This window comes from Oceaniglobus sp. K40-3, assembly GCF_055808395.1.
In genome coordinates, this window is record NZ_JBVVRW010000003.1 from 41,825 (window position 1) to 65,662 (window position 23,838).

17 protein-coding genes and 4 pseudogenes are annotated in these 23,838 nt (G+C 60.8%); 16 read left to right on the forward strand and 5 right to left on the reverse strand.

Going from position 1 to position 23,838, the window contains the following annotated elements; translation table 11 throughout:
• Positions 1 to 19: 19 nt before the first annotated feature.
• From AC0L7P_RS18630 to AC0L7P_RS18650, 5 genes and pseudogenes are all read right to left on the reverse strand, one after another.
• Positions 20 to 1,363, reverse strand: coding sequence for a sulfatase family protein (locus AC0L7P_RS18630; RefSeq protein ID WP_473435656.1), 1,344 nt, complete (start codon positions 1,361 to 1,363; stop codon positions 20 to 22).
• Positions 1,360 to 2,420 (reverse strand): annotated as a pseudogene (locus AC0L7P_RS18635) (ABC transporter ATP-binding protein). The gene AC0L7P_RS18630 and the pseudogene AC0L7P_RS18635 overlap by 4 nt, the downstream one beginning before the upstream one ends.
• A gap of 9 nt (positions 2,421 to 2,429) precedes the next feature.
• Positions 2,430 to 3,299, reverse strand: coding sequence for a carbohydrate ABC transporter permease (locus AC0L7P_RS18640; RefSeq protein ID WP_473435657.1), 870 nt, complete (start codon positions 3,297 to 3,299; stop codon positions 2,430 to 2,432).
• On the reverse strand, positions 3,299 to 4,213 hold the full coding sequence (locus tag AC0L7P_RS18645; protein ID WP_473435658.1) for a carbohydrate ABC transporter permease: 915 nt from the start codon (positions 4,211 to 4,213) through the stop codon (positions 3,299 to 3,301). The genes AC0L7P_RS18640 and AC0L7P_RS18645 overlap by 1 nt, the downstream gene beginning before the upstream one ends.
• A 74-nt stretch (positions 4,214 to 4,287) precedes the next feature.
• Positions 4,288 to 5,559 (reverse strand): ABC transporter substrate-binding protein, encoded by a 1,272-nt coding sequence (locus AC0L7P_RS18650; RefSeq protein ID WP_473435659.1) that lies wholly within the window; start codon positions 5,557 to 5,559, stop codon positions 4,288 to 4,290.
• Between the two features lie 142 nt (positions 5,560 to 5,701).
• Here AC0L7P_RS18650 and AC0L7P_RS18655 point away from each other — a divergent pair, with 142 nt between their 5' ends.
• The 16 genes and pseudogenes from AC0L7P_RS18655 to AC0L7P_RS18730 all read left to right on the forward strand — a co-directional run bounded on the left by AC0L7P_RS18655 (position 5,702) and on the right by AC0L7P_RS18730 (position 23,806).
• Positions 5,702 to 6,733: a LacI family DNA-binding transcriptional regulator gene (locus AC0L7P_RS18655; RefSeq protein WP_473435660.1), complete on the forward strand. Its 1,032-nt coding sequence runs from the start codon at positions 5,702 to 5,704 to the stop codon at positions 6,731 to 6,733.
• 265 nt (positions 6,734 to 6,998) lie between these two features.
• Entirely contained in the window at positions 6,999 to 7,970 is a 972-nt protein-coding gene (locus AC0L7P_RS18660) for an ABC transporter substrate-binding protein (RefSeq protein ID WP_473435661.1), read from the forward strand.
• An 86-nt stretch (positions 7,971 to 8,056) separates the two neighbouring features.
• Positions 8,057 to 9,028 carry an ABC transporter substrate-binding protein gene (locus AC0L7P_RS18665; RefSeq protein WP_473435662.1) on the forward strand — a complete coding sequence of 324 codons (972 nt, stop codon included), beginning with the start codon at positions 8,057 to 8,059 and terminating at the stop codon, positions 9,026 to 9,028.
• Positions 9,029 to 9,149: 121 nt separating this feature from the next.
• The gene (locus AC0L7P_RS18670) at positions 9,150 to 10,184 is read left to right on the forward strand and encodes an ABC transporter permease (protein WP_473435663.1); all 1,035 of its coding nucleotides are present in this window, start codon (positions 9,150 to 9,152) and stop codon (positions 10,182 to 10,184) included.
• A gap of 15 nt (positions 10,185 to 10,199) precedes the next feature.
• Positions 10,200 to 11,267: a quaternary amine ABC transporter ATP-binding protein gene (locus AC0L7P_RS18675; RefSeq protein ID WP_473435664.1), complete on the forward strand. Its 1,068-nt coding sequence runs from the start codon at positions 10,200 to 10,202 to the stop codon at positions 11,265 to 11,267.
• Positions 11,268 to 11,359: 92 nt separating this feature from the next.
• A pseudogene (locus tag AC0L7P_RS18680) lies at positions 11,360 to 12,807 on the forward strand (MDR family MFS transporter).
• A gap of 269 nt (positions 12,808 to 13,076) precedes the next feature.
• Positions 13,077 to 14,336, forward strand: coding sequence for an ABC transporter substrate-binding protein (locus AC0L7P_RS18685; protein WP_473435665.1), 1,260 nt, complete (start codon positions 13,077 to 13,079; stop codon positions 14,334 to 14,336).
• A 510-nt stretch (positions 14,337 to 14,846) separates the two neighbouring features.
• Positions 14,847 to 15,311, forward strand: a pseudogene (locus tag AC0L7P_RS18690) (dehydroquinate synthase/iron-containing alcohol dehydrogenase family protein); the annotation flags it as partial.
• A gap of 94 nt (positions 15,312 to 15,405) precedes the next feature.
• A pseudogene (locus AC0L7P_RS18695) lies at positions 15,406 to 16,862 on the forward strand (aldehyde dehydrogenase family protein).
• Positions 16,863 to 17,002: 140 nt separating this feature from the next.
• Positions 17,003 to 17,635: a hypothetical protein gene (locus AC0L7P_RS18700; RefSeq protein WP_473435666.1), complete on the forward strand. Its 633-nt coding sequence runs from the start codon at positions 17,003 to 17,005 to the stop codon at positions 17,633 to 17,635.
• Positions 17,632 to 17,892: a helix-turn-helix transcriptional regulator gene (locus AC0L7P_RS18705; protein ID WP_473435667.1), complete on the forward strand. Its 261-nt coding sequence runs from the start codon at positions 17,632 to 17,634 to the stop codon at positions 17,890 to 17,892. The genes AC0L7P_RS18700 and AC0L7P_RS18705 overlap by 4 nt, the downstream gene beginning before the upstream one ends.
• Positions 17,893 to 17,985: 93 nt before the next feature.
• Positions 17,986 to 18,996, forward strand: a complete 1,011-nt coding sequence (locus AC0L7P_RS18710; RefSeq protein ID WP_473435668.1) for a branched-chain amino acid ABC transporter permease — start codon at positions 17,986 to 17,988, stop codon at positions 18,994 to 18,996.
• 3 nt (positions 18,997 to 18,999) lie between these two features.
• The gene (locus AC0L7P_RS18715; RefSeq protein ID WP_473435669.1) at positions 19,000 to 20,049 is read left to right on the forward strand and encodes a branched-chain amino acid ABC transporter permease; all 1,050 of its coding nucleotides are present in this window, start codon (positions 19,000 to 19,002) and stop codon (positions 20,047 to 20,049) included.
• Entirely contained in the window at positions 20,049 to 20,837 is a 789-nt protein-coding gene (locus AC0L7P_RS18720) for an ABC transporter ATP-binding protein (RefSeq protein ID WP_473435784.1), read from the forward strand. Before AC0L7P_RS18715 ends, AC0L7P_RS18720 begins: the two co-directional genes overlap by 1 nt.
• The gene (locus tag AC0L7P_RS18725) at positions 20,830 to 22,980 is read left to right on the forward strand and encodes a Tm-1-like ATP-binding domain-containing protein (protein ID WP_473435670.1); all 2,151 of its coding nucleotides are present in this window, start codon (positions 20,830 to 20,832) and stop codon (positions 22,978 to 22,980) included. Before AC0L7P_RS18720 ends, AC0L7P_RS18725 begins: the two co-directional genes overlap by 8 nt.
• A 1-nt stretch (position 22,981) precedes the next feature.
• Positions 22,982 to 23,806, forward strand: coding sequence for a phosphoenolpyruvate hydrolase family protein (locus AC0L7P_RS18730; RefSeq protein WP_473435671.1), 825 nt, complete (start codon positions 22,982 to 22,984; stop codon positions 23,804 to 23,806).
• Positions 23,807 to 23,838: the final 32 nt, after the last annotated feature.

Here is a 23,838-nt window from a genome sequence, read left to right on the forward strand (position 1 = left end):
AACGCGACAAGAGAGCCGTCTAATCGCGAACGAGATCCTGCCAGTCGGCAAGGGCGGATCGCAACCGGTTCAAGGTTGCGGCGTGTTCGGGAACGAACGAAAGATTCACCAGCTCGTCGGGGTCGTTCCACAGATCGAAAAGCTGTTCGGTGGCGGTGCCGGGCGACGGGCTTTGGATGGGCTGGCCGGTGTTGGGCTGAACCGCATAGCGGATAAGTTTGTACCGCTCATCGCGGATCGCCCGCTGGGACGCACGATAGAGCGTGGCAAAATACCGTCGCCCCCCGGCGTCGCCCAGCAGATCAGCGCCCTGACACCCCGGATCGGCGGCGAGCCCGGCCAAGGCCGCGACCGTGGCGTGGGTATCCCCGTGCCAGACCAGGGCGTCAGATTTTCTGCCTGCCTCAACCCCAGGCCCCGCAAGAACCAGCGGAATATGGGTGCTTTCCTCGTAGAGGTTTTGTTTGCCCATCAGGCCGTGATTGCCCAGCGACAGACCGTGATCGGCGGTATAGACAAAAATCGTATCCTCGATCAGGCCGCGCGCGGCCACGGCATCGACGATCTTGCCGATCGCCGCATCCATATGGGCGATCATGCCGTAATAATCGGCGATATGCCCGCGCACCGCCGCTGGGCTGCGCGGAAAATCCTCAAGCAGTTCGTCGCGGATCGTCGCCTCGCCGGTGTCGAACGGGTGGGTCGGCATAAAGGCGGCGGGCAGGCTGACGTTGTTGGGATCGACGCGGAACGCATCGGGGGGCGTGCGCGGATCGTGGGGCGCCGTGAACGCGAGATAAAGGAAAAACGGATCAGCCGTCGGCACGTCGGCCAGAAATGCGGTGGCGGCATCGGCGAAAATGTCGGTCGAATGCCCCGGCACATGGGTGTTGCGGGTATCGTCATATGTGCCTGCGGGGTCGGTATCCTGCAACTGCATGGCAAGGTGATCGGACATGCCGTCAAACATCACCCGGTTGGCCGTTTCAAAGCCCCGGGCAAAGGATGCCTTGTCGTTGTGCCATTTGCCGACGGCATGGGTGCGATACCCGGCGGCGCGCAATTTCTGTGGCAGAATGGAAAGGTCCGGCGGAATCACGAAACCCGCGCCGAAATCCGGCACGTCGCGCCCCGATGGTGGCGTCAGGGCCACGGGGCTGCGTCCGGTCATCAGGCTGGCCCGCGAGGGCACGCAAACGGCGGGATTGTACCCGCCCTGACAATGGGCCTGACAGAAATCCGTGCCGCGTGCGATCAGGGCGTCGATGTTCGGCGTCGTGACTTCGGCGCAGCCATGGGCGCCGATGGACCGGGACCGGTGGTCGTCGGCGATGATGAAAACGATGTTTGGGCGCCGGGTCATGCAAGCTCCAGTCGTTCGCCCGAAGGGCGTGAGAAAAGGTGAACCTCGTCCGTGTTCAGCATGATCGGCACCTGGGTGCCGGGGGCCAGAGTCAGGTTTCGGCTTTCGATCATCATTACGGGTAGGTCGCCGGGCAGATGCCCGTGGACGACGCATTGATCGCCCAGATATTCCACCAGCGAAACGGTGCATTGTGCCACGCCCTGCCCATCGGGTGCGATGTGCAACGCTTCGGGGCGGACGCCCAATGTGGCATCACCCGACGCCGCCCCGCACGCCAGCGGCAGTTCGAACGCCTGACCGGTGAACCGACCATCGCGCAGGGTGCCATCAAAGAAATTCATCCGGGGCGAGCCGATAAAGCCCGCAACAAAGCGGTTGGCGGGGCGTTCGTACAGATCCTTGGGGGCGCCGATCTGTCGGATATGCCCGCCTTCGAGAATCACGATCTTGTCGGCCAGGGTCATCGCCTCGACCTGATCGTGGGTGACATAGATCATCGTGGCCGCAAGACGGGCATGCAGTTGTGCGATTTCGACCCGGGTTTCGGCCCGCAGGGCAGCATCAAGGTTGGACAGCGGTTCGTCGAAAAGGAAAATCTTGGGCTGGCGCACGATCGCACGCCCGATGGCCACCCGTTGCCGTTGCCCCCCGAAAGGTTCCGGGGCAGCCGGTCAAGGTAGGGTTCCAGTTGCAAGGCGCGCGCCGCTTCGGCCACGCGGGTTTCTATCTCGGATTTTGGGCGTTTGGCGATTTTCAGGGCGAATCCCATGTTTTCGCGTACCGTCTTGTGCGGATAAAGCGCATAGGACTGGAACACCATGGCCAATCCCCGTTCGCCGGCCGATGCCTCGGTCATGTCTTCGCCGTCAATCAGGATCGTGCCGCCGGTCGATGCCTCAAGCCCCGCGATGACGCGCAGCAATGTGGATTTGCCGCAGCCCGACGGCCCGACGATGGCAACGAACGACCCCGGTTCAACCGCAAGGTCGATCCCGTTCAGCGCGTTGAGACTGCCAAAGCTCTTTTCGACGCCAGAGAGCGTGAGGATGGACATGATCGGCTCCTAACCTTTGACCGAGCCAGACGACAGCCCGGCCACCAGCCGGGACTGAACCGGCAGAAACAGAATAAGTGCGGGCAGGGTGGTCAGGGCCGACGCGGCCATCACCGCGCCCCAATCCACCGTGTCTTCGCCAAAGAACAACGTCAGGCCCAACGGCAGCGTTTTGGCCGATGTCTTGGTCAAAAGCGCCAGTGCCAAAAGAAATTCTGTCCACATCAACAGAAAGGAATAGGTCGCCGTGGCGACGATGCCCGGCACCATCAGCGGCAAAATGATATGGCGCAGCACCTCAAGCCGTGACGACCCGTCCATCAGCGCCGCTTCGTCCAGATCGCGGGGCAGCGCCTCAAGATAACCGACCATGAGATAGATCGAAAAGGGCAGGGTGATGGCGACGTAACAGAACATGATCACCAGATGATTGTTGGTCAGCCCGGCCCGCGCGAACATGATGAACAGCGGCGTCATCATCACCACCCAGGGGAACAATTGGGTCAGGATAAGGATGCCGAACAGCCACTTTTTCGCGCGGATACGATAGCGCGACAGGACATAGGCCGCGCAGGCCGCGATGGCTGTGGAAATCAGGACGGCGGTGATGCAGATATAAAGGCTGTTGAACAGGAACCTGCCAAAATCGCTGGCCCAGACCGTGCGGTAATTATCGAGCGTAAAGCCAAGAGCCGACCCGCCCGTGCCCATCAGGGCCGCGGCAGGTTTGAACGAGGCCCAGAAAATCCACACGACCGGCGCGGCCAGAAAGAAAATGACCAACGTGGCCAGCGCAAGCGCGGCGGCCATCGCGACCGGGCCGTGTTTTTTGGTCAGGCCGCGTTTCTTGCGGCGAGAGGGAACTGCGATATCGCTCATTACATCAACCCCGCAAACCGTCTGGATACGACATAGTGGAAATAAAGCGCCCCGAAGATCATGGCGATGGCTGCCATGAACGTGCCGATGGCCGATGAAAGCCCCAGTTTGAAGTTCACGAAGGCCTGCAAATAAACCTCGGTCGCCAGAACATTGGTGAAATTGCCGGGGCCTGCCGCGGTGGAAATCCAGACATAAACGAAATTGTTGAACGTCCAGATTGTCGTCAACAGGCCCAGAACCGCCAGCGCCGGAAGGGTGTGGGGAAAGGTGACGTGCCAGAATTTGGTCCATGCCCCGGCGCCGTCCATCTCAGCGGCCTCGTAAAGATCGCTGGGCACGCTTTGCAGCGCGGCTGCCATGGTCAGCGTGATGATGGGCAGGCCGTTCCAGACGATAATCGTGATCACCGACGGCCAGACAAAATTGGGATCACCCAGAAAGACGATGGGCTGGTCGATCAGGCCAAGATCGCTTAGCCAACTGTTCAACACGCCGCTGCGCCCGTCAAAGATTTGTTTCCAAACGGTGACCGCCACAATATCGGGCGTCGCCCAGGGCAAAAGCGCGGCCATGCGAAGCGGCGTCGTCAGCCGCAGCTTGCGCACGATGTGGGATTCGATGAACACCGCCAATGCAAACCCAAGCACAAGCCGCAACCCGACCGACACCAGCGTCAGCCAGAATACCGTGTTATACAGCACCTTGCGAAAGTCCGAATCCCGGAACATTGCCCGGTAATTGTCCAGACCCACCCAATTGCCGCCCTTGCGCAGGCCCAGAAGGCTGAGGTCGGTAAAGCTGTTGGCGATGTTGTAAACCGTTGGCCACAGGAAAAACCCCGCCATGACCGCAAACGCGGGCAGCAGCATGAACAGGACGAACCTGCGCTGGTCCTTGGAATAACTGAGCATGGCGTTCCTGCGTGGGACAAGGTGGCGGGCAAAGGCAGCCCGGCGCGAAAATTGTGCGCGCCGGGCTGTGCAGCTTAGCTGTCGATCATGTCCTGGATCGTGGCCAAAAGGCCCTCGGCGGCCTGAAGCGCGGTTTTCTCACCGATCAGAAGCGCGCCGAACTCGCGGCCTGTTTCGCTCCACATTGTGCCGATGGGGGTCTTGCCACCGGCATAGGCACCCCAGGTGCGCGCGGCGGGCAGTTGTTCGCCATACCCCTCAAGCCCGGGTGCGAATTCAAGCGCGGCCAACGCGCTTTTGCTCGCCGGGAACTGCGCCGTGAGATAGTCGGAAAAGAACTTTTCCGTAATCAGGAACTGCATGAACTTGTACGCTTCTTCCGGGTGTTCGGAATTGGCGTTGATGCCCAGCATCCGACCGCCCAGGTGGCTGATTCCGCCCGCCGATCCCTTGGGGATGGTGGTAGAGGCAAAGAACACCTCGTCCGATCCGGTTTGCGCCGCGCGGGTGGCAATCATTTCCTTGGTGACGTTGGGCGGCATGATCGTGAACGCCTGATCGCCGGCGACCATGGGGGCCATGGTCGAAATATCGGCAAGGCCACCATAGGCGATATTCGTTTCCGGGTTTCCGCCATCGCCCATGAAATCGGCGAAGTATTGGAAACTTTTTGCCAAAGTCTCGGCGTCGACACCGGTTTTGAACCCGCCGTTGCCGTCTTCGACAACCAGAGCGTGACCGTTCGACCAAAGGTGATAGTTGATCAGGAACCAGGGCGTGCTTGTGGCGCCGCCGCCCGCCGGAAAGCCGAACCCGACCTTGCCGGTCTTTTCATGGACCGTGCGGCTGGCCGTCAACAGATCATCCCAGGTTTCGGGCACCGCGACGCCTGCTTCCTTCAGCACCGAAGGCGTGTAAACCAGCGTCCAGGTGTCTGCCGTCCAGGGCAGGGCGAAAATTTCGCCCTCTGGCCCCTGTGCCAGATCCGTCGCGATGAAATCGTCAAATCCCGCGCCGGCGCCGTTTTCCTCGATCAGATCGTTCAGCGGCAAAAGCGCCCCCGCGCTGCCCATTTCAAGGGGCCACACAAAGGCGATATGCACCACATCCGGGCCGGTACCCACGGCGGCCTCACGCAGGAACTGCGTACGTGAATCGCCCCAGGAAATCCGCTCAAGCTCAACCTCGATGTCGGGGTTGGCGGTCTCGAATGCCTCGATGGCGGCCTCGATGACCTCTGGGTCAGGATCGTTGTAGCGAAAGCTGATGGTGGTCTGGGCGATCGCGGTCGTTGCAAGCAGCGACGCTGCAACGCCGATGATGCCGGTCTTCAACAAGGTCTTCATCGAAATTCCTCCCTGGAATGCGGCGAAATGGTTCGATACTCCCTTATCGAACCGGTTCGATGGCAGGTTAAGTTGACAAAACGGCGTTTGTCAACAATGTAGTTGAGGCGCCGCATGGGCCGATCCAACGACGAGGTATGCGATGCCGACACCTTCCCCGAAACGCGCAACGGTCGCAGATGTCGCCCGGGCGGTGTCGGTGTCAAAGTCCACTGTTTCGCTGGCGTTCAGCGACCCCGACAGGGTGTCCGCCGACACCCGCGCGCGCATTCTGGCGACGGCATCGAAGGTGGGATACGCACCGAACCCCCTGGCCCAGAGCCTCAAGACCGGGCGCAACAATATGGTGGGGCTGATTCTTGCGGACCTGACGAATCCGCATAACGGCACCGTTCTGGAACACGTACAGGCCGCCGCGACGCAACGGGGCTATACCGTGATTACCGCCACGGCCCTGCACGACCCCGCCCGCGATCTGGCATTCGTTGCCAAGCTGGAACAGCTCAACGTCCGGTCGGCCATCATCATGCCGTCGGGGTCCGATACCGGGTATGTCAGCCGTCTTGCCCAAAGCCCGATCGAATTCGTCTATTACGGTCACCGGCTTGATGGTATTGAGGCCGTGCATGTGGGGCTGGACAACCGGATGGCCAGTACCCTGTTGGTCGACCACCTGATTGCACTGGGCCACCGCCGCATCGGCCACGTCGCGGGCAACCTTTCGCAATGGAGCGCGCAAGAGCGACTGACCGGTGTTCAGAACGCCCTGTCAAAAGCGGGGCTTTCGATTGCACCGGGTCATCTGGCGATCGGCCAGTACGACGAAACAATCGCGTTTCATGCGGCGCTGCAACTGCTTCGGCGGCCGGATCGTCCGTCGGCGGTGGTGACGGCAAACAACACAACCGGCATTGCAACCCTGCGTGCCGTTCGCGCCCTTGGCCTGCGCTGTCCACAGGACGTATCCATTGCCAACATAGATCAGATTCCCTGGGGCGATCTCATGAGTCCGACCCTGACCTGTGCCTGCCAACCCATTGTTGACATGGCAACTTACGCCGCGAACCGCCTGATCGAAGGCATTGAAGAAACGATCGAAGACCCCTTCGGAGGGTCGCGCCTGTTCGCGCCTGTCCTGGAAATCGGCGGTTCGACTGCCGCAGTGTCAGACTAAAAGCGCGGGCGAGTCTTCGTCTGTCCCTAACCATATAAATGCGACATTATCAATGTCGCAAACGGACATTTATTTGGTTGATCTTCAGCCCTGACAGGTTAGGTCAGTGCCCTGAAGGCGCCATACGCCTTGGAGCAGCGCTCGGGTATCTTGTGCCGATCAGGCAGAAAGATCGTGCAAGCGCGTCCAAAACGTTCCGGCGCTTTGGGGGGTGCGATGATCCAGAGCCGTTGGCCGCCCGATAGAATTAAAGGAGAAATACACGATGAAACGAGTTATTTATGGCGCTGCCTTCGCTGCGCTCGCAGCCCCAACTGCCGCTTTCGCACAAGAGCAATGTGGCGAAGTCACCATTGCCGAGATGAACTGGGCCTCGGCCGGGGTCGTTGTTGCGGTGTCGAACTTCCTGCTGGAACAGGGGTATGGCTGCGATGTCACGATTGTTCCGTCCGACACCACGCCTGCGGTCACCTCGCTGTCGGAAAACAATGAACCCGACATCGTGCCGGAACTTTGGCCCAATTCGGCCGGCGATGCCTATAAAAAGATCAAGGCCGACGGCAAGATCGTCGAACTGACCAGCGTTCTTGATCCCGGTGGCGTTGAAGGGTGGTGGATCCCGACCTATCTGGCCGAGGAACACCCCGAACTGAAAACCATCGAAGGCGTGATGGCCAACCCCGAACTCGTGGGCGGCACATTCAACAACTGCCCCGATGGTTGGGGCTGCCGGATCGTGAATGACAACCTGATCCGCGCGATGGATCTGGAAAGCTCGGGTATCGAGGTGTTCAACCACGGGTCCGGCGAAACACTCGCCACGTCGATGGCCTCGGCTGTCGAAAGCGGCGAACCCTGGTTCGGCTATTACTGGGGGCCGACCACGCCTCTGGGTAAATTCGACATGACCAAGGTGAGCCTGGGCGAAGAGAACGAAGCGGCGCAGTTGGCGAACCAGAATGCCGATTCCCCCGACGCGGCCGTGACCGAATTCGCAACGGCACCGATCCTGACCGTCGTGACCAAGGATTTCCAGGAATCGCATCCCGACGTTTCCGAAATGATGTCAAAGGTCCAGTTCAAGACCGACCAGATGAGCCAGCTTCTGGCCTGGATGGACGAGAACAATGCCAACAGCGAAGAGGCAGCTGTGTATTTCCTGCAAAACAATCCCGACGTTTGGAGCAGCTGGATCAACGATTCCGCCAAGGAAAAGCTGGCGGCGCTGATAAAGTAAGACACCTGTGAATTTGACCGGGGGCCTGGAGACCAAGGCCCCCGGTCCTTGTCTTAGCAAACAACAAGAAATAGGGAATATATGCTATGATCAAACAAATTATGACTGCCGCTGTCGGTGCCATCATGGCCCCGGGCATTGCCGCCGCAGATTGTGGCGACGTAAGCATTACCGAGATGACGTTTTCCTCGGCCATCATCACCACCGAGATCGCATCGTTTCTGATGGAACAGGGTTACGGCTGCACCGTCACCCGCGTGCCCTCCGACACGATCCCGGCCCTGACATCGCTTGCCGAAAACAACGAGCCGGACATCGTGACCGAACTTTGGGTCAATTCCGCTGGCAAGGCCTATGACAAACTCAAGGCGGACGGCGTTATCGAGGATCTGACCAAGGTTCTGAACCCCGGCGGTGTCGAGGCGTGGTGGATTCCCACCTATCTGGCCGAAGAACACCCCGAGTTGAAAACCATTCAGGGCATCATCGACAATCCCGAACTGGTCGGGAACCGGTTCAACAACTGCCCCGATGGCGGTTGGGTGTGCAACATCATCAACCACAACATCGCGCGGGCCTATGGGCTTGAGGATGCGGGGATCGAAGTGTTCGATCACGGTTCGGGCGAAACACTCGCGGCCTCGCTTGCCGCGGCCTATGAGAAACACGAACCCTGGTTCGGCTATTACTGGGAGCCGACCGCGCTCATGGGGCGTCTTGATATGACCATGGTTGATATCGGCCCCGCAGACCCCGAAAAGCACGAGAAGAACCTGGATGCGGACGTCAAGGATCCGCAAAAGAGCGCCTATCCGCCAAGCCCGGTGTTCACCGTTGCCACCACCGCCTTTGCCGAGCGCGAGCCGGAAATCGCCGAGCTGATGCGCAACCTGAGCTTTTCGACCGACGAGATGAGCGCGCTTTTGGCCTGGAAAGGCGCGAACAGCGCGACGACCGAAGAAGCGGCCGTTTATTTCCTGACCAACAACAAGGACAAATGGTCCACCTGGCTCAGCGATGACGCGCGCGCCAAACTCTCGGCCCTGCTCAAAAACTGATAGCCGCAGCGCGGACAGATACGATTTGACCGGTGCGCGGCGCGGCCCCTTTGACGGGCCGGTCGCGCATTTTCAGGTGATGACAGAAAGGGCCACAAGAACCGGCCCGGATGAGGGATGAATGGCGATTTACGATTTCGTTTTCGACGGGCTTGGCTTGCGTGGCTGGTGTGGGGCAAGCGGGGATGATGCTGGTGGCATGACCTCCATGGCGCAACTGCTGGCTGAAACATCGGGTAAGGAACTGAAGGTGTCGCCATGGGAAACGCCGTTTCCCTCCATGGATGCGCTGCACGAGGCCTGTTCGTCGTTTCCGCAATCCCGTGAACTGACCTCTGGGTTAGAGCAAGGATTCCTGTCGATCAAGGACACGCTCAAGGTTGTTGTCGATCCGGTGACGCAACCGCTCAGCTGGGCGCTCAACAATGCGCTTTGGGTGATGCAGGCGGTGCCGTGGTTCATCATGATCCCGCTTCTTATGCTGGTCGCCTATGTCGTTGCCCGGTCCCTGAAACTGGTCGGGCTGGTTGCGCTGTGTTTCGGGTTTCTGGCCTTTGTTGATTACTATGACTACACCATGCAAACGCTGGCGATTATTTTTGTCTGTGCGTTTATCTGTGTGTTGTTCGGGGTGCCCATCGGCATTGCCATGTCACGCAGCGACCGTGTGCAGCGGTCGATGATACCGGTTCTGGACATGCTCCAGACATTGCCGCCCTTCGTTTACCTGATCCCGCTGATCTTTCTGTTTTCGGTGACCGAGCCAAAACTTTACGGCATCGCCATCATTCTTTACGCCATCGTGCCGGTGGTGCGGCTGACCGATCTTGGCATTCGCCTGGTCGACAAGGACGTGATCGAAGCGGCAGATGCCTTTGGCATGACCAGGCGCCAAAAGCTGTTCAATGTTCAAATTCCGCTGGCCCTGCCCAACATCATGGCGGGCGTGAACCAGACCATCATGATGAGCCTTGCAATGGTGGTTATCGCATCGCTGGTATCGGCCCCGGGTCTGGGTGTGCTGGTGCTGCGCGGTATCCGTTCGCTTGAACTTGGTGTCGGGCTGTTGTCGGGGCTGGGTATTGTTCTGCTCGCGATTATTCTGGATCGCGTGACCAAGGCGGCACTGGCCCGCATCAACGCAAGCCAATCGTAAAAGGAGGTGACGGACATGAACGACGAAGGCATCAAAATTTCGATCCGCAATCTCTATAAGGTTTTTGGCGACGATCCCCTGCCGGCCCTGGAGCGGGTCAGGGAGGGCATGGGCAAGACCGAGCTGCTTGAGGCGCATGGTCATGTTCTGGGCCTGAATGATATCAACGTGGATATGCCCACCGGCAAAACCACGGTCATCATGGGGTTGTCCGGGTCCGGTAAATCGACCCTGATCCGCCACCTGAACCGCCTGATCGAACCCACGGCAGGCGAGGTCTGGGTGGATGGTGAAAATATCATGGAGTATAGCGACAAGCAGTTGCGCCAGTTGCGGCAACATAAAATGTCGATGGTGTTTCAGAAATTTGCGCTGTTTCCCCATCGGACCGTATTGCAAAATGCCGGGCTTGCCCCTTCGGTTGAGGGCAAGAGGGAACGCGCCTATCAGGACGAGGCGCGCAAGTGGCTTGATCGCGTTGGCCTGCAAGGTCAGGGCGATCAGTATCCGCATCAACTCTCTGGTGGAATGCAGCAGCGCGTCGGCATCGCCCGCGCCCTGACCAGCAATTCCGACATAATGCTGATGGACGAAGCATTTTCCGCGCTTGATCCGCTGATCCGCACCGATATGCAGGATCTGCTGATCGAATTGCAGAACGAGTTGCAGAAAACGGTGGTGTTCATCACCCATGATCTGGATGAGGCGCTTAAACTGGCGGACCATCTGGTGATCCTCAAGGACGGATTTGTCGTCCAGCAGGGCGAACCGCAACACATCCTGCTGAACCCGGCCGATCCCTACATCGAAGATTTCGTCAGCGATATCAACCGCGCCCGCGTTTTGCGGGTGCGTTCGGTCATGGAGCAGCCCAGGAACGACACGGCTGAACACACCGCAGAAATCGACCACGACGCCACGCTGGAATCGGTGATCGCGCTGTCCGAGGGTGACACGGACCGCAGCTATCGCGTGATGAAAGAGGGTGATCCTGTTGGGGTTCTGCAAATGAGCGACCTTGTGCGCGCATTGGTGCCATCGGAAAAATCCGACGACCCGGAAAGCACCCGGCGCAGCGGATAAACCCGCCGGGCCGCTTCATTTCAGGAATTGCCAGCATTGCCCGGGCGTGAAATAGCGCAGGCTAAAGACCAACAGAACATGGCGAGGCCGGAATGAGCAGTGACCCCCAAGTCGGCAACGCGAATGCCACAGCCGCCGACACCGCTGGCCGTGACCGTCTGGTCATTGCCCTGTTGCTGGTCTCGGCGTTTACCGTGATCCTGAACGAAACACTGATGAGCGTCGCCCTGCCACGGTTCATGGACGCCCTTGGCGTTTCGGCCAACGCCGTGCAATGGCTGACGACGGCCTTCTTGCTGACCATGGCCGTGGTGATTCCGATCACCGGCTTTCTGATTCAGAGATTTCACACCCGAACGGTGTTTCTGATGGCGATGAGTTTTTTCAGCCTGGGAACGGCGATCTGCGCCGTTGCGCCGGGCATCGGGGCGCTGATTCTGGGCCGCGTCGTTCAGGCCATCGGCACGGCGATGATGATGCCCTTGCTGATGACAACCGTGATGACACTGGTCGCCCCGGAAAACCGCGGCAAGACCATGGGCAACATTTCAATCGTCATTTCGGTCGCACCCGCCCTTGGCCCGACCATATCGGGGATCATCCTGCATTATCTCAGCTGGCACTGGTTGTTCATTCTGGTTCTGCCCATCGGGTTGGGCGCGCTGGGGCTGGGGTATCTGCGGCTGGTCAATGTCACCACGCCGCGCAAGGTGCCGCTTGATCTGATCTCGGTGCCACTGTCGGCGGTGGGGTTTGGCGGATTGGTCTATGGTCTTTCGGCCCTTGGCGAGGGGCGGGGCGAAGGTGGCGCGATATCACCCTGGGTGCCGGTGGCCATTGGCGGTGCGGTGCTGGCGGTGTTTATCTGGCGCCAGATTGTTCTTGGCCCCCAGGATCGGGCGCTTCTGGATCTGCGGACGTTCCGCATCCGGGTTTTTGCCGTGTCGGTGGCGATGCTGGCGCTGGCGATGATGTCGTTGTTCGGCATGATCATCCTGCTGCCGATCTATATGCAGAACGTGCTGGGGATGACGCCACTGGAATCGGGGCTTTTGCTGTTGCCGGGGGGTTGCTGATGGGGCTGCTGGCGCCGTTTGTCGGGCGCCTGTTCGACAGGGTCGGTGCGCGAAAGCTGGTGATCCCGGGGGCGGTTCTGGTCAGTGGTTCGTTGTGGTTCGCCACGACCTTTGGGGTGCACAGCCCGGTGGCGATGGTGCTGGCCGGGCATCTGGCGCTGAGCGCGGGCCTTGCGCTGTTGTTCACGCCGCTTTTCACCTCGGGCCTCGGGTCGCTGCCCAAGGAGCTGTATTCGCATGGAAGTGCTGTGATCGGCAGCGCCCAGCAGGTTGCGGGGGCTGCGGGTATCGCGCTTTTCGTGTCGCTTATGACCATCCGCATCGGCGCGCAAATGGCCGAGGGCGCCGCCCTTGTCGATGCAACGGCTGCCGGGTTGCACGATGCGTTCCTGTGGGGGGCGGCGCTTTCGCTTTTCCTGATCGTTGCCGGGTTTTTCGTGCGCCGGCCACCGGACCAGCAATAGGCGCGCCACAGCCCGCGTTTGTGCCAGAGCTTTGTCGGCGCCATCACTGCCCTTTCAAGAGGGGTCAACAGTGGTCGCGGTGGCAAAGACCGTATTCCTGATGCATGTGGCACGTGCGGCGTGACGGATTATCGCCCGCTGCGCATTAAAAAAAGACGCTTGGTTACGCAGTCGCACTGAAAGGGATCCGCCCCGGCGTCCCTTTCCTCCACGATAGAGCAGAGATGCGCGCAGGAAGACGTGGCATCGACCACATGGGAGGATTTGCGATGACGAAGAATTTCCTTGGCACCATTTCGGCCTTGGCAGTGATGACGGCAGGCGGCGCTGCGCTGGCTGACGCACATTCCGGGCCGCTCAAGGTTGGCGTGCTGGTTACGCTGGAAGGCACCTATGCCGTCCCGGGCGAAGATGGCGTGCGCGGTATCGACCTTGCGCTCAAGCAACACAAGAACATGGCCGGCGGTCGCGAGATCGAACTGACCACCGTATCGACCGACACCACCCCCGACAGCGCCGTGCGCGGCGCGCGCAAGCTGGTGGAACAGGACGGCGTGGATATTGTGATCGGGCCGCTTTCCGGGTCCGAAGGTATCGCGATCCGCGACTATTCGAAAACCCAGCCGGGCGTGACCTTTATCAACGGTATTTCTGGGGCGCAGGAAGCCACCTATGTTGATCCGTCGGAAAACTTCTTCCGGTTCAACATGGAGGGCGCCCAGTGGTCGGCCGGTCTTGGCGATTATGTCGTCAATGAAAAAGGTTATAAAACTGTCGCCACCATCGGCGAGGATTATTCGTTCATCTATACGCAGGTTCTGGGCTTTGCTCTTGGGTTCTGCGAGGCAGGCGGCGAAATCACCGAGCGTTTCTGGGTGCCGCTGGGCACCAAAGATTTCGGTTCGATCATCGCGTCGCTGCCGGATGAGGTCGATGCGATCTATCTTGGTCTTGGCGGTGGGGATGCCGTCAACTTCCTGAACCAGTACCAGCAGGCCGGCGGCGAAGCCAACCTGATCGGCGGCACCATCATGGTTGACGGTACGGTCCTGAACTCCAAGGGGTCTGCCAAGGATGCGCTGATCGGCGTGCCGTCGTCCGGCCCCCAGGCCGACACCTATGACGGCGAAAAGTGGCAAGCCTTCGTAAACGATTACAAGGCCGAATTCCCCGACGGCTTTCCCTCGCCATCGCTGTTTGCGACCGGGTATTACAACGCCACCGAAGCGATGCTTCAGTGTGTCGATCAGGTTGACGGCGCCCTGGGCGAAGGTCAGGCCGATTTCCGCGATTGCCTGAGCAATCTGGAACTGGACGCGCCGAACGGCAAGATCACCCTGGATGAAAACCGCCAGGCCATCGGCACCAACTATATCACCGAGGTGACCGAACAGGCAGACGGAACCCTGGCCAACAACGTGGTCAAGGTGGTGGACGGCGTGGATCAGCGCATGGGCCTGAGCAAAGAGGCATTCGATGCCATCGGCCTGCCGGGCCGTGATGTGCCAGAGTGCAAAACCTCTTACTGATCGGGGCCTGACGCGCACCGATGATCTCTGGGCGGCATTCATAGGGATGTCGCCCGGTCTTTCCTGAAATTTTGAATTCGGTGTGGCGCCATGACGCTGATCACCTATCCGACGCGCGTGCATTTTGCCGACGGCGTGCTGGAAGAAGCTTTGCGCTCGGAGCTGGAGCGGCAGGGCCATCGCCGCCCGCTGTTGCTGTGTGATTCCACCCTTGAAGGGAGCGTGTTTCAGGACCGGCTGTTGTCGGGGCTGCCGCGCCAATCGGAGCAGGTGACGATGCAGATGGGGCCACTGGCCGACCCGCACGGGGTGACGGCGGCGGTTCTGGAACAGAACGCCGAAACCCCGATCGACGTGATCGTTGCCTATGGATCGTCCCGCGCGATCGAAGTGGCGCGCAAATGCCGCCGCGCGCTTTCCGAGGGGCAGGACAACCGGCTTGATCTTTACGCCATACCCGGCGTTGACGGAATGCCCGACCCCTGCACCCGCAATCTGGAAAGTTGGCGCATGGGCCTGCCGTCGATCCTGATCTGCGATCCGACGCTGACTCTGGGGGCGGATCGTTCGATCAGTCAGGCGACCTCGGTGTTGTCGTTGGTGCGCTGCCTTGAAAGCTATCTTGCCGTTGCCTTCAACCCGCCGGCTGACGGCATGGCGCTGGACGGTTTTCTGCGCTGCATCCGCAATATTCACCGGCTGAACGATGCCGATGATGGTTTGCCGGTGCGCCGCGATCTGATGGCGGCCTGTCTGAATGCCATGCTGGCCCAGGAAAAGGGGCTGGGGCCGGTACAGGTTCTGGCCCGTGCCCTGGGCGTCGGGCATGACATCGGGGCGATTGTCCGGCTGATCCTGCCGGGCATTCTGGCCATTGTGGCGCCCGACGGCGAAAAGCCCGCGGCGCTGTGTTCGATCATGGGGGGCGCGGCGCGGCTGGATGACGGGTTGCGCGATTTCCTGTCCGATCTGCCGATGCAGGGGCGGTTGTCGGACATGGGCGTGGCGCACAGCGATATCGACCGTGCGGCCGGGGCCATGCAGGGGCGCAACGATCTGCCGCCCGCCGATGCCCGCAACATTCTGGAGGCTGTTTTTGAAACCACTGTTGATCGGCGGCGAATGGCTGCGCACCTCGCACGGGGTTGCGAACGTGAACCCATCGGACACCACCGATGTGATCGACACCTTCGCCCAGGGGGGCGTGGCCGAAACCCAGGCCGCCATCGCCGCCGCACGCGCCGCTGCGCCCGGCTGGGCCATGGCGCCCCCCAGACACGGCACGACATTTTGCGCCGGGTAGGCGATGAAATGCTGGCGCGCCGCAAAGAACTGGGCCGGTTGCTGGCCCGGGAAGAAGGCAAGATCGCGCGCGAAGGTATCGCCGAGGCGACCCGCGCCGCGCATATTTTTCACTTCTTCGCGGGCGAGGCGCTGCGCCTTTCCGGCGAAACCGGCGCGTCGCTGCGCCCCGGGGTCAGCGTTGAAATCACCCGCGAACCGGTCGGGGTGGTGGGTATCATCGCGCCCTGGAACTTTCCGCTGGCGATTCCGGCGTGGAAAATCGCGCCGGCCCTGTGTTTTGGCAATACGGTGGTGTTCAAACCTGCCGAATTGGTCCCGGCCTCGGCCTGGGCGCTGGCTGACATCCTGCACCGGGCCGGGGTGCCGCCGGGCGTGTTCAACATGGTGATCGGCCCCGGCGCGGTGGTGGGGCAGGCGATGATCGACGATCCGGCCATCGACGCGATCAGTTTTACCGGATCGCAGGCCACCGGCGCGCGGGTGGCGGCGGCCAGTCTGGCGATGCTGCGCAAGATCCAGCTTGAGATGGGGGGCAAGAACCCGCTTGTGGTGCTGGACGATGCCGATCTTGATCTGGCGGTGCAATGTGCGCTGGATGGCGCGTTCTTTTCCACCGGTCAGCGCTGTACCGCGTCGTCGCGCCTGATCGTGACCGAAGGGGTGCATGACCGGTTCGTCAGCCGCCTTGCCGATGCGGTTTCGGCCCTGCGCGTTGGCCACGCTTGGGACGATGCGTCCGATATCGGGCCGGTGGTGGATGACACCCAGTTGCAGCAGAATCTGGCCTTCATTTCCGGGGCGCGGGCGCAGGGCGGGCATCTGCGCACCGGGGGCGAGGTGCTGCGCCGTGAGACTCGGGGGTTTTTCCTGTCACCGGCGCTGATCACTGAAACCGACCCGAAGATGACGATCAACACCCACGAGGTGTTCGGCCCTGTCGCCAGCGTCATCCGCGTGCGCGACTATGATCACGCCCTTGCCGTGGCCAATGACACGCCCTTTGGGCTGTGCGCGGGGATCTGCACCAGCAGCCTTAAATATGCCAGCGATTTCAGAAGGAAAGCCCAGGCAGGCATGGTGATGGTCAACCTGCCCACGGCCGGAGTCGATTATCATGTGCCCTTTGGCGGTACAAAATCCAGCAGCCACGGCGCGCGCGAACAGGGTGGCCATGCGCGCGAATTTTTCACCACACTCAAGACGTCATATGTGCAACCCTGACGCGGAAAGTGGCCGACCCGACGTAACCCGGAGTATGATTCTTGGCGTTGTGGGCTTGCCGCGAGGGGGCCGCCTGTGCGGCACTGTACGTTCGGTGCAACCGCCGTCAGAGCGGTGCGCCGGGTAACGGGAGGAAACAGATGAGTCATGCGGTATCAGTATCGCACGGAGAGTTCGGCCGTGCGACGATCTATCGGCTGGACCGGCCGATCATCAACCACGCCCATCGCGAAGGGCATATCGTGTATAATATCAGCGGCCCCGCGGCGACAATGACGGTGTCGGACACGGACGTTCCCTGTACCGCCACCATGGCCACCGCGATCAGCCCGTGGGAACCGCACAGTTGGAACGGTTCGCCCGAGGGCGACGTGGTGTCGCTGACGCTGTATATCAAACCCATGTGGTTTCTGGAAAACTCGGCCTCGGCGGAATATGCCCTGAAATTCGGGCGCAGCGCGATCACGATGACACCGGTGATCGACGATCTGGTCAAACGGCTGACGGCGCATCTTCTTGAGGATGAGGAACACAACGGGTTTGACGATCTGTTGTTCGCCCTGACCAAGGAAAGCTTTGAACAGACCTGGAACGCCGCGCCCCTGGACAGCCTGAACGTGGCCTGCCAGCGGTTCAACGATTTCCGGGTGCGCCGGTCCCTGCGCCTGATGGAGGACCGGATGACCGAGGATGTCGATATGGAGAGTATCGCCCGATCCGTCGGGTTGTCGCGGCCGCATTTTTCAAGCTGTTCAAGCAACAGATGGGGGTGACGCCGAATATCTATCTCAACACCCTGCGGTCAGAACAGGCGATCGAGGATCTGCTGACCACCGACAAATCCGTCACCGACATTGCCCATGGTCTGGGGTTTTCATCACAGGCCAGCTTTACCCGGTTCTTTTCGTCCAACGTCGGCATAGCGCCCAGCGAATATCGCCGGGTCGCCCAATGTACCAGCGCCGCTTTTCCGATGATCGGACAGGCGGGCAGACTTTCGGGTATGCCGGTTTCCGGCGCCCGCAATTAACGTGATCGCAAGGCCCGGCAAACGGGCAGGGGAGGAATGGGTGATCTTCACGGCTGACCGCATCTGCGCCACCCCGACGGGATGGCCGGCAACATGAGACACTTTGCCACCCGTCATCCGGTCTGGACGGCAATCATCGCGGTGGTGGCCGCTGTTCTGCTGTGGATGATCTTTGCAGTCTGGCCTGACGGGTTCGAAGATGTGTTCGGGCGCAAGAAGGTGTTTTTGAACGCGCTGTTCAACGGCATCACCCTTGGCGGCCTTTATTTCCTGGTGGCCAGCGGGTTTACCCTGATCTTTGGGCTGATGCGCAACGTCAACCTTGCCCATGGGTCGCTGTATCTGCTGGGCGGATACGTCGGATATTTCGCTGCCGATATAACCGGTTTCTGGCTTCTGGCCTTTCCCATCGCCTTTGTCGTGGTCGGGTTCTTTGGCATTATGCTGCAAATTCTGGTGTTCCGCCGGATGGAGGGCGAAGATCTGCGCCAGACCTTGGTGGCGATCGGCATTTCCATCGTGGTTGCCGATCTCATGCTTTGGGGCTTTGGCGGTGATTTCTATAATATTTCGCCGCCTGAATGGCTGTCTGGCCCGATGACCACCTTTTTCGTTTCCGCCGTCAAATCCAGCGGCGAACCGGTGTATATCAAATACCCGATGGTGCGGATCGTGATCTTTGCCGCTTCGGTCGTGGTTGGCGTGGCCATGTGGCTGGCGCTGAACAAGACGCGGATCGGGATGATGATCCGTGCCGGTGTCGATGATCGTGACATGCTCAGCGCGACGGGCGCGCGTATCCAGATCGTGTTTGTCGGTGTCTTTGCCTTTGGCGCGGGCCTTGCGGGCATCGCGGGCGTGGTCGGGGGCACCTTTCAATCCATCGCTCCGGGCGAAGACATCCGGTTTCTGCTGGCCAGCCTTGTGGTGGTGATCGTGGGTGGCATGGGGTCGATTCCCGGCGCGGCCCTCGGCGCGCTTTTGATCGGCCTGGCCGAACAGTTCGGATCGGTCTATTTTCCGACCTATGCCGTTGTGCTGACCTTTCTGATCATGGTGATCGTGCTGGCGTTCCGCCCGCAGGGTCTGTTGGGAAAGGCATAGGGCATGGTCGCACTTCCCGAAACCGACGCCACCCGGGAACAGCCCAAGTGGCTCGAGACTGTTCCGCCCGCCTATTGGGTTGTTGGTATTTTGCTGTTGATCGTGCCGGCATTCGCCAGCGATTTTGTGATGTTCCAGATCATGGGCTGGACCTTTATCCTTGGCCTGATTGCCCTGTCGCTGATGTTTCTGGGCGGTTATGGCGGCATGGTTTCGCTGGCGCAAATGGCGTTTGCGGGGTTCTGCGGCTATATGGTTGCGATCTTTGGCAGCAGCGCGGTTGATACCATCTCGCAGGGGTGGCCATGGTGGCTGGTGATTCCGCTGGCGTTGTTGTTGACCATGGCGTTTGCCACGCTGGTCGGCTGGCTGGCGGTGCGCACCGAGGGGATCTATACGATCATGATCACCCTCGCGATTGCCGCCGCGTTCTTTTATTTCGCGCGCCAGAATTACGATGTGTTCAACGGGTTTCAGGGCTTTAACTCGGTCCTGCCGCCGGACTTGTTCGGGGTCGATTGGCGCGGCCCCGAGGCGTTCTATTATCTGACCCTGTTCTGGGCTGTTGCCGGATATTCCGCCGTTCTTTATGTCAGCCGCGCGCCCTTTGGCCTTGCCCTGCAAGGGGTGCGCGACAACCCGCGCCGCATGGCTGCGCTGGGGTATAACGTCACCGCGCACCGGGTGGCGGCCTATGCGTTTGCCGCCCTCATTGCCGGGATCGGTGGTATTCTTCTGACCTGGCAATCGGCGCAGATTTCGCCCGGCACGATCAGCATTCAGGCCGCCATCGACGTTCTGGTTGTCGCGGTGATTGGCGGGCTGCGTCACCCCATCGGCGCCTTTATCGGCGCGTTCATCTTTGTGCTGCTGAAAACCTTTGCTGTCGATGTTCTTATCGCGCTGGGGCTGGGCGGCGAGCGGTTCAACCTGCTGATCGGTGTCGGGTTCCTGATCATCGTTTTCTGGTCGCCCGACGGGTTGCTGGGCCTGTGGGAAAAATTGCGCGAAAGCCGCAAGCGCGATCCGCTGACCGGCAAGGGGGTCGAATGATGGCGCGCACCTCCATCACCGACCGTCTGGCCGCAACCGGCACCGACAACGCGCTGGAACTGCGCGGCGTGTCAAAGAAATTCGGCGCGCTTGAGGCGTTGGGCGGGATCGAAATGACCGTGAAACCGGGCGAACGCCGCGCGGTTCTGGGCAGCAACGGCGCGGGCAAGACCACGCTGTTCAACTGCATCACCGGCGATTTTCCCCCGACCACCGGCGCGATCCGGTTCTTTGGTGAAGATGTCACCTCTTTTCCCGCACAGGAACGCATTCGCCGGGGGCTGCGCCGCACCTATCAGATTTCGCTGTTGTTTTCCGGGCTGTCGGTGATCGACAACATCTATCTGGCCTGTCGCGGTGTGTCGCGCGGGCGGTTTTCCTTCATCCGTCCCGGGCGGTCCGAAGCCTTGATGCAATCGGCCGAGGATCTGTTGGGTGTCGTCCACCTTGAACCGGTGCGCGACACCATGGTCAGCGATCTGTCTTATGGGCAACAGCGCCAGTTGGAAATCGCCATGGCGCTGTCGGGCGCGCCACGGTTCATTCTGTTCGATGAACCCGCCGCAGGATTGTCGCCCACTGAACGTTCCGAGCTGGTGGAAATCCTGACCGGGCTGCCGTCACATGTTGGATATATCATCATCGAACACGATATGGATGTCGCCCTGCGCGTGTCGGACATGGTGACGATGATGCACAACGGGCGCATCTTCAAGGAAGGCAAACCCGCCGAGATCGAGGACGACGAAGAGGTGCAGGCGCTGTATCTGGGAGGCGGCCATGAGTGATCGCGGCGGCGCACCCATCCTTGAGGTGAAAGATCTCAACGTCTATTATGGCCAGTCCCACGCGCTTCAGGGGGTGAACCTGAGCCTTGGGGGCGGCGTGTTGTCGGTTGTCGGGCGCAATGGCATGGGCAAGACGACCCTGTGCAAGGCGATCATGGGGCTGGTGCCCACTGCATCGGGCGCGATTTCCCTTGGTGGTCAATCTCTTGCCGGGCGATCTTCGGCGGAAATCGCCCGTCTTGGCATCGGCTATGTGCCGCAGGGGCGGCGGTTGTGGAAATCGCTGACCGTGGATGAACACCTGAAACTGGTCGCCACCAAAGGCGGCGCCTGGACGCCCGAGCGGATCTATTCCACCTTCCCCCGTCTGGCCGAACGCAAAAGCAACGGCGGCGCGCAGCTTTCGGGTGGCGAACAGCAAATGCTGGCCATCGGGCGGGCGCTGTTGCTGAATCCGCGCCTGTTGGTGATGGATGAACCCACCGAGGGCCTGGCCCCCGTCATCGTCAATCAGGTGGCGCAGATGCTGATCCGGCTGGGGCAGGAGGGTGACATCGATGTTCTGGTGATTGAACAGAACATCGGCGTCGCCTGTTCCGTGGCCGACCGCGTGGCGATCATGGTGAACGGCAAGATCAACCGGGTGATGGATGCCGGGTTGCTGGCCTCGGACCGGGATCTGCAACAGGCGCTGTTGGGGGTTGGCCGCCATGCCCATGATGAAAACCCCGTTGAAACCGAGGCACGCCCCGACCGCAATGCACCACCGCGCGGCCCGGCGAAAATCTATTTGTCCAACCCCAGGACGCCCACCCGCTGGAGCGCCCCGGTGCCTGTTCATCTGTTGGAACAATCGGCACGCACGACCAGCGATGTATCGTCAGGCCCGGCCCAGGCGGCGCGCAGGATCGAACCGCGTGCCGGGGTGGTTTACGTTTGCGGAACCCTTGATACCAAGGGCGAAGAACTCCGCTTCATGCGCGATATAGTCAAGGCAGCGGGCCTGCGGGTGGCCATGGTTGACCTTTCGACCAGCGGCAAACCCTCGGGCGCCGAGGTGCCGCCAGCGGTGATTGCCGGGTTCCATCCGCGCGGATCGGCGGGGGTGTTCACCGGCGACCGGGGCAGCGCGGTGGCGGGCATGACCCTGGCGTTCGAACGCTGGATGAAAACCCGCAACGATGTTGCCGGTTTGCTGGCGGCGGGCGGATCGGGCGGCACGGCCCTTGTGGCGCCTGCCTTTCGCGTGCCGCCCGTGGGGGTGCCCAAGGTGATCGTGTCTACCGTGGCCAGCGGCAATACCGAACATTATGTCGGCCCGGCAGACATCACGATGATGCATTCGGTGGCCGATGTGCAGGGGCTGAATTCGATCACCCGGGCGGTGTTGGGAAATGCCGCCCATGGGGTGGCGGGCATGGCAAAGGCGCGCCAGAACAGTCAGCCAGAGGCGGGCAAACCGGCTATTGGCCTGACCATGTTCGGCGTCACCACGCCCTGTGTGCAACAGGTGGTGGCCGAACTTGACGACGATTACGATTGTCTGGTGTTCCATGCCACGGGAACCGGCGGGCGCAGCATGGAAAAACTGTTGTCGTCCGGCATGTTGCAGGGCGTTCTTGATCTGACGGCCACCGAAGTATGCGATATGGTCGCCGGGGGGGTCTTTGCCGCTGACGACACGCGGTTTGACGCTGCGATCAATTCGCGCCTGCCGTTTATCGGTGCCTGTGGCGCGCTGGACATGGTGAATTTCAATGCGCCTGAAACAGTGCCGGAAAAATACCGCGGCAGGCTGTTTTATGAACATAATCCGCAGATTACGCTGATGCGTACATCGGTTGATGAAAACATCGCGATGGCGCGTTTTATTGGCGGGAAACTGAACCGGATGAATGGTGTCGTGCGGTTCTTCCTCCCCGAGGGTGGGGTTTCGGCGCTGGATGCCAAGGGCAAACCGTTCTGGAACCCCGAGGCCGACAAGGCGCTGTTCGACACGCTGGAACAGGTGGTGACGCAAACCGCAAACCGCCAGTTGGTGCGCGTGCCCCATAACATCAACGACCCCGAATTTGCCGCGCTGGTGGTCAAGACCTTCCGGTCGTTCCACGCGCAGCCCGCAAGATCCGCCAAAGGAGCCTGAGATGATTGACCGCGATACCCTGATGCAGAAGTTTCGCGCCATGCGCGACGCGGGCGAACCCATCGTCGGCGGCGGTGCCGGAACCGGCCTTTCGGCCAAATGTGAAGAGGCCGGCGGGATCGATCTGATCGTGATCTATAATTCCGGGCGTTACCGCATGGCCGGGCGCGGATCGCTGGCCGGGCTGATGCCTTACGGCGATGCCAACGGTGTGGTGATGGAGATGGCGGGCGAGGTTCTGCCGGTGGTCAAACATACGCCCGTGCTGGCGGGCGTCTGCGCATCCGATCCGTTTCGGATGATGGACAGGTTTCTGGATCAGGTAAAGGCCGAGGGGTTTTCCGGGGTTCAGAACTTCCCCACCGTTGGCCTGATCGACGGCACCTTCCGTGCCAATCTGGAAGAAACCGGCATGTCCTATGCGCTTGAGGTCGACATGATCCGCATGGCCCATGAAAAGGGCCTGCTGACCACGCCCTATGTGTTCTGCGAAGACGACGCGCGGGCGATGGCCGGGGCGGGGGCCGATATTATCGTTGTGCATCTGGGCCTTACCACCGGCGGTTCCATCGGCGCCGAAACCGGCGTGACGCTGGAACAGGCACCCGCGCTGACCGATGCCTGGGCCAGGGCAGCGTTGGAGGTGAACCCCGATATCATCGTGTTGGTCCACGGTGGCCCTGTGGCGATGCCGGAAGATGCCGAATACGTCCTGAAGAACACCAAACATTGCCACGGGTTTTACGGCGCCTCGTCGATGGAGCGTCTGCCAACCGAGATCGCACTGACCGAACAGACCCGTAAATTCAAGAAAATCAGCCGCTAAGGCACCGAAGTTCACCCAAAGGGAGGGTATAT